Here is a 5639-nt window from a genome sequence, read left to right on the forward strand (position 1 = left end):
AAACCAGAATGATCAATGACCAACCGCCAATCCCCCCACGCCGCCAGCTATGTGACGAGCGCTGCGCAGGGGGATTAGCTGTCACCGCGTGTTACACCACCAAATGGGACGTGATCGCTATCCATCGTTGGGCCATTTTAGCCCAGCCTTGCTTGCCAAATAGCTTTCCAAAGCTCGTCATCGTCAATCCGCGCCTTTTTTGCCTCGTTACTTCGGCATTCTTGCTACACTTTTAAAGCGAGGTTTTCACGCTCCCATGAACTCCTGCCATGGAGTTGGAAACCCGCGATCGCGGTGCACTGCTACCTGGAATTTGGACCATTCAGGAATGGAGTTTTTCCGTAATGACCCTTAGCTAGCTGCACTTGTTCGGCATGAAAGAATCGAAGTTCACGGACGCTCAGAAAGCGTCCGGAGTTGGCCGATAACGAAGCAAAGGCGGACTAACAAAGAGACACCACACCGGAAGGCAGGCGTTACAAGTCCAAACTCATTGGAAGGTGAGCTGGATTTGTGTACCCGGTGTGGACATGAGTTCCTCGCCTTCCCTCACTCGATGGGTAGATCAATAAATGGCCCGCTTGCTGATGTTCCAATTTTGATTTGGCCTTGCCAATTCGGCGCGGTTTTTAGTCCAAGGGCTTTTGTCAGGAGGTCAAGATCAATCGCTAGGTTCGCGGACCGCGTTTCTCCTATGTTGAGCACCAATTTTTCGAAGCTTACGAGCGCGAACAAAGGCTCTTGCCCAAGTTCGGCCCCGACCTCAGCATAGGCTTGAACGATGATTGTAGAGGGCCGATCAGAAGTGTTGGAGGTAACAACTTCCACTTGTAACAGTTCGTTCGGTTTACTGGTCAACAAATGTGCCGAAGTGATCCGTGCGTCGCCATAGCTCAGCCCGAAACCGAAAGGTGCGAGCGGCTCAATCGCATGGGCTCGAAATCCCCGGTATCCGATATGAATGCCCTCTGAATAGAGCATTTTGCCATTCTCGCCCGGATAGCAGGCCATTGCAGGGTGATTTGTCAGTTTCATCGGCCATGTAAATGGCAACCTGCCACCAGGATCTGACTTTCCGGTCAGGACATCTCCAAGTGCGTTTCCCATTTCCTGCCCGGCAAACCAAGTTACCAAAACACTATTCGCTTTCAGATACCAGGGCATTTCCGTCGCCGAACCGATGTTCATCACCACGACGGTATTTGGGCATGCGTTAAGCACTGCTTCAGCAAGGTCATCCTGTTCACCAGGTAAGCCGTGCAAGGCTCGGTCCGTGCCCTCAGTTTCCCAATCAGCGTTGGAGCCAAGGACTAGGATTGTTACGTCTGAACGCGCGGCCAGTTCTGCGGCATCGGCAATCGAGTTTTTTGACAACGGGGGTTCTATGCCGAATTGTACCCCGGCAATTAGCGCTGCAATCGGGCGTTCATACTCGACGCGGAGACGATATTTTCTCCCGGGATCTAAATGCACCTCTGCGCGAACCTCGTCGCTTCCGAAAGTGTAGAAGCTATGTCCGCGCTTCCAGTTCGTCCAATTGTCAATGATAACGCGTCCATCGATCATCAGTTTTGCTTTACCAGCGCTCATAAAGCCAATCGTATGAAGCCCGGCAACGTCGGGTTTATAGTCCCCTTCTAAGACTATGCCTCCGGGCTCTGATGAAGCTGAGCCGAAGGCATCCAGTAATTTCAATAAGCTTGTTGGCAAATAGTCGACTTCAAGCGGTTCTCCCTCGAAAAGGCTATTGGGATAGACCCGCCGTTCAAAGCCGGGTCTTTTGCCAGAATCACAGCTAACATTCTCTGGGCCTATCACGGGAGTATATTTATTGTTGCGGCAGCCTTTCGCATATTCGAAGGTTGCAAGCGGAAAAGCTGCGCGAAGGCCATCTAGAGGATGCACTGCGGGATGGCTATTTAAGGACGAGCTGCCCCCTCCCATTATCTGCCCTCGAGCCGCATTAGGGCCGATGACAGCGATGCGCCCGGCAAAATCTGGGTCGAGTGGCAAAAGTCTTTGCTCATTCTTCAGCAAGACCATTCCATCAGCGGCGGCGCGTCTGACCAGCTCGCGCTTCCACGGCGCATCCAAGCCTTGTTCGGGCCCATGCGAGTAAGTCCGCTGGGCAGTGGTACGTTCTATCAAACGAAAAAGGCGTTCAACCTTTTCATCGATTACTGTTTCACAAACCTCTCCATTCAAAACCGCAGCTTGCAGCTTTTCCCCCCAAACCTTTGAGGGTCCAGGCATTTCAAGATCAAGCCCGCCCAATGCATTTGGAATTGTTTCTAGAGCGGCTCCCCAGTCCGATATCACCACCCCATCAAACCCCCAAGTTTTCTTTAGTGTGTTGACGACTAACTCGGTATGGGAGGACGCGTAGATACCGTTGATACGATTGTAGGCAGACATGATCGTCCACGGCCGGGCCTGTTTCACAATCATTTCAAACGGTAGGAGGTATACGCCGTACAGGGTTTTCTCATCGAGCACGGAATTGATTGTATGGCGCTCAAATTCACAATCGTTGGCGACAAAGTGCTTGGGACAAGCGCCAATTCCTTCACCCTGTAGGCTTTTTACGAACACAGTTCCGAGCACGCCCGTGAGATAAGGATCTTCCGAATAACATTCGAAATTGCGGCCTCCGATTGGCGTGCGCTGAAGATTAACGGTCGGACCAAGAACGACGTGAACCCCCTTCTCTTTGGCTTCGACCGCAATCGCACGTCCAATTTCGGCGAGCAGGTCAGGGTTCCATGAAGCGCCCAAACAGACACCGACCGGAAACGCTGTGGCCGGCACTGATCGAGCGAGATCCCCGCGAACTCCATTTGGCCCGTCCGACAGCTTCAAAGCTGGTACACCGCGTTCCGGTATCTCGCGGGTTCGCCAGAAATCAGAACCACTGAGGAGCGATATCTTTTCTAAGAGCGTCATATCTGAAATGGCGGGTAACCGATCATGCGCTTGCTGGGTCATAGGGTCGGGCCTAACACTTTATTGGTTGCTTCCAACCAGAGAGATTCAATTAGAGTTTTCAGTTCAAGCGCTTCTAGCCAACGGTCTGAAAGCTCCGATGACGGATTGCTGGGATCGTTGAGCCGCGCATAGTTGATCGTATGCAAGCGCCCTTGATAGGAAACACTCGCAGGAAGAAGTTCTGGCACCGCAAAAAATCGCTCATCTTGTTCGGCTGTATTCAGAAATCCCCTCATGCACAGGCTCCAAAGCAGACAATAATCCTCCCATGCCTGGTTTTCTCGTAGCAAGAAGAGCGGCGTTTGCATTTCGCAGGAATGCCCCATTCTTAAATGCATGAAACGCACTCGTTCAAAAAACGGCTGGAGTTTGTCGAGTTTAGCCTCAAAGTCGCCATATCGCATTTCTTGACCCGTATACCAATGCGACAAGTCGGCATTGAAGCGCATCTCCGGGAAGGCAGCGATGAGGTCCAGTGTTCTGGCGGGATCTTGGGTAATCGTCGCGCGATGCGTCTCAATGAACACAGGTTGGCTGTGGCGCGCGCTAGCGTCCAGAACTGCCTGAACCAAGGTTTTGCCCGCATCGAGCGTCTCAAAGCCCGTCCCTAAATGCAAGGTTGTCGCCTGAAAACCCCAAGCCTTGTGTTGAGCGATGGTAGCATCGCAGGTTGCACCGTCTAGAATCCGTGCCATGCCTGACAGACTCAAATTGGCTTTGCTAGCATCGGCATTTGGCGCATAGACTTGGAGCCCGGAGAAGCCCGCGGAATAAACCTGCTCGAAGTCTGGCGTGCTTTGGTCCTTTCGCGGCAAAGCACTCCATTGGGGCAAATTCCACAATGTTCCTTCATTGACATGATGCACGAGCATGCCGTCTGCACGCTGCTCGTCGGAGTTAACCAAACCGCTCATTTTGCCAACAGTGCGGACGATTGTTCAGGACGGTCCGCCCACGCGCCACGCTGCGCCGCAATTGTATCAAACGCACTCATGTTTGCAAAAGAGAAGATAAATGCCCTGCGTCCATGCTTCGTAGACTGGTTCGCGCCTGTGTAGTGTGGCGTTGCATACCCGTGTACTGTCGCTGAACCAGCCTTGAGTGGGCATTTGATGGCACGCTTGAGATCAAGATCACGTGTAGGATCTCGCATAGCCAATAGACGCCCTTCATCTTCAGGATCGCCGCTGGCTACGAAGTGTTCTGGCATAGGATCGTTATGAGCTCCAGGTACGAACTCCATACAGCCCATCGTCTCATCCACATCATTTAGCGCGAGCCAGAATTGAGCGACAGCATGGTTTGGCATGCGCGATCCTGCGGTGGTAAATGGTTTGCCCGAATATGCCATGTCCTGATGCCATGGGGTTTCATGCGGGTGACCTGGTGGCTTATAAATTAGCATAGAAAAGAAAAGGTCCGGATTCGGCTTTCCAATCAGGCCGCTTGCAATCTCTCGGGCATTACAGACCGCTTCGCTCTCACCAAAAGCCGGATGGCATAAATGTGGCATCATAATCTGGCGCGTCAGGCCCCCAAGATTACGATCGAAGGCGCCGCAGTCGTGGCTGCCGTTTAGAATATCATCATAGGCGCCAACAAGTTCGTCTATCGCTTGCTGGGAAACAAGATCCTCAACCACCGCGAAACCGTTGCGCGAGAAGTCAGCTTCTATCCGTTTGCGTTCCAGATCTGAAAAACGAGAAGTCATAATGCACCTGTCAATTAAGTTCGTGACGGTGATATCCTTCCCTGACCTATAGGTCAATGAATATTCTGTTCGGCTTCGCAGCGTTGAGAAGTTTGGGCTTTCATGTAACAATCCGCTCGACGAGAAGGGTTTTTGCATGCGAGATGAGGGATCGGGCACTCGGGCTGGACAACGAGAGGCCTCAAGACGATCTGTCCTTGAAGCATCGGCTGAGCTGTTTGCGCACTTCGGCTTCGAAGGGACGTCGATGAATGCGATATCTGCGCGGTCCGGCGTGTCGAAGCAGAATGCGATCTACTACTTTGGTTCAAAGGAAGCACTCTGGGAAACAATGCTTGATTGGCTGTTTGCGAATGTCGCTGAGACTTTCGACGACATGCTTTATCGAGGGCGGCCCGTCGATCAGATCTCTATCGGCGACTTCATCCGTGCTTATTTCAAGGTGTGCCGGAAACATCCAGCCTATATTTTGATCCCGATGATTGAAGGCGTAAATGACACTTGGCGTTCGAGAATGATAGCTGAGAAATATCTAAGTCGGCATGTCACAAGGTTTAACGAGTTTGTGCGCTCATGTGCTGATCGTGGAGAAATCAGTGACATTGAACCGCTGCATTTGCAGAACCTTGCAGCAGGTGGCGCTCAACTTTTTCTCGCGCTCGCCCCTCTCTGGAAGCTCTCCGCAGGCAAGGACACAACGAGCGAAAAATTCATCAGTGAATATGCAGAAACGGTAGTCCGCCTGTTGAAACCAGCCGGTGCCAAGTAACGCCTACCGAATTTAGAGCATTTTCCACTTAATATGCATCATATCCACAGCTAGCGAAGTAGTTTCGGCACTCTTCTGGTTTGAACATGGTGACGAGGGAGCCGATGATATCCCACAGACCTGATACTGTCCGTTCGCCGATACGGCGCAAGTTCGCTTTGAGCTTTGAGAAGG

General features: G+C 52.0%; 5 protein-coding genes. 2 read left to right on the top strand and 3 right to left on the bottom strand.

The annotated features are described in order from the left end of the window. Window positions 1–236: hypothetical protein (locus ACIQ20_RS15540; RefSeq protein ID WP_395781893.1), on the top strand; the 236-nt coding region annotated here is incomplete at its 5' end. 313 nt (window positions 237–549) lie between these two features. Here ACIQ20_RS15540 and ACIQ20_RS15545 read toward each other — a convergent pair. The 3 genes from ACIQ20_RS15545 to ACIQ20_RS15555 are packed head-to-tail and all read right to left on the bottom strand — an operon-like array spanning window position 550 to window position 4696. Continuing rightward, on the bottom strand, window positions 550–2985 hold the full coding sequence (locus tag ACIQ20_RS15545; RefSeq protein WP_395781895.1) for a glycoside hydrolase family 3 C-terminal domain-containing protein: 2436 nt from the start codon (window positions 2983–2985) through the stop codon (window positions 550–552). Next, a complete protein-coding gene (locus ACIQ20_RS15550; RefSeq protein ID WP_395781897.1) occupies window positions 2982–3899 on the bottom strand; it encodes a hypothetical protein in 918 nt (305 codons plus the stop codon). Before ACIQ20_RS15550 ends, ACIQ20_RS15545 begins: the two co-directional genes overlap by 4 nt. Then, window positions 3896–4696: a phytanoyl-CoA dioxygenase family protein gene (locus ACIQ20_RS15555; protein ID WP_395781899.1), complete on the bottom strand. Its 801-nt coding sequence runs from the start codon at window positions 4694–4696 to the stop codon at window positions 3896–3898. Before ACIQ20_RS15555 ends, ACIQ20_RS15550 begins: the two co-directional genes overlap by 4 nt. 136 nt (window positions 4697–4832) lie before the next feature. Between ACIQ20_RS15555 and ACIQ20_RS15560 the strand changes: the two genes are divergently transcribed. After that, window positions 4833–5465, top strand: a complete 633-nt coding sequence (locus ACIQ20_RS15560; protein WP_395781901.1) for a TetR/AcrR family transcriptional regulator — start codon at window positions 4833–4835, stop codon at window positions 5463–5465. The last annotated feature ends 174 nt before the right edge of the window (window positions 5466–5639 follow it).

It is taken from the genome of Aquidulcibacter sp. (assembly GCF_044346625.1).
Lineage (GTDB): Bacteria > Pseudomonadota > Alphaproteobacteria > Caulobacterales > Aquidulcibacteraceae > Aquidulcibacter.

Coding starts and splice junctions, on each gene's coding strand:
- ACIQ20_RS15545 (WP_395781895.1), bottom strand. CDS start 2,985: ATGACCCAGCAAGCGCATGATCGGTTACCCGCCATTTCAGATATGACG.
- ACIQ20_RS15550 (WP_395781897.1), bottom strand. CDS start 3,899: ATGAGCGGTTTGGTTAACTCCGACGAGCAGCGTGCAGACGGCATGCTC.
- ACIQ20_RS15555 (WP_395781899.1), bottom strand. CDS start 4,696: ATGACTTCTCGTTTTTCAGATCTGGAACGCAAACGGATAGAAGCTGAC.
- ACIQ20_RS15560 (WP_395781901.1), top strand. CDS start 4,833: ATGCGAGATGAGGGATCGGGCACTCGGGCTGGACAACGAGAGGCCTCA.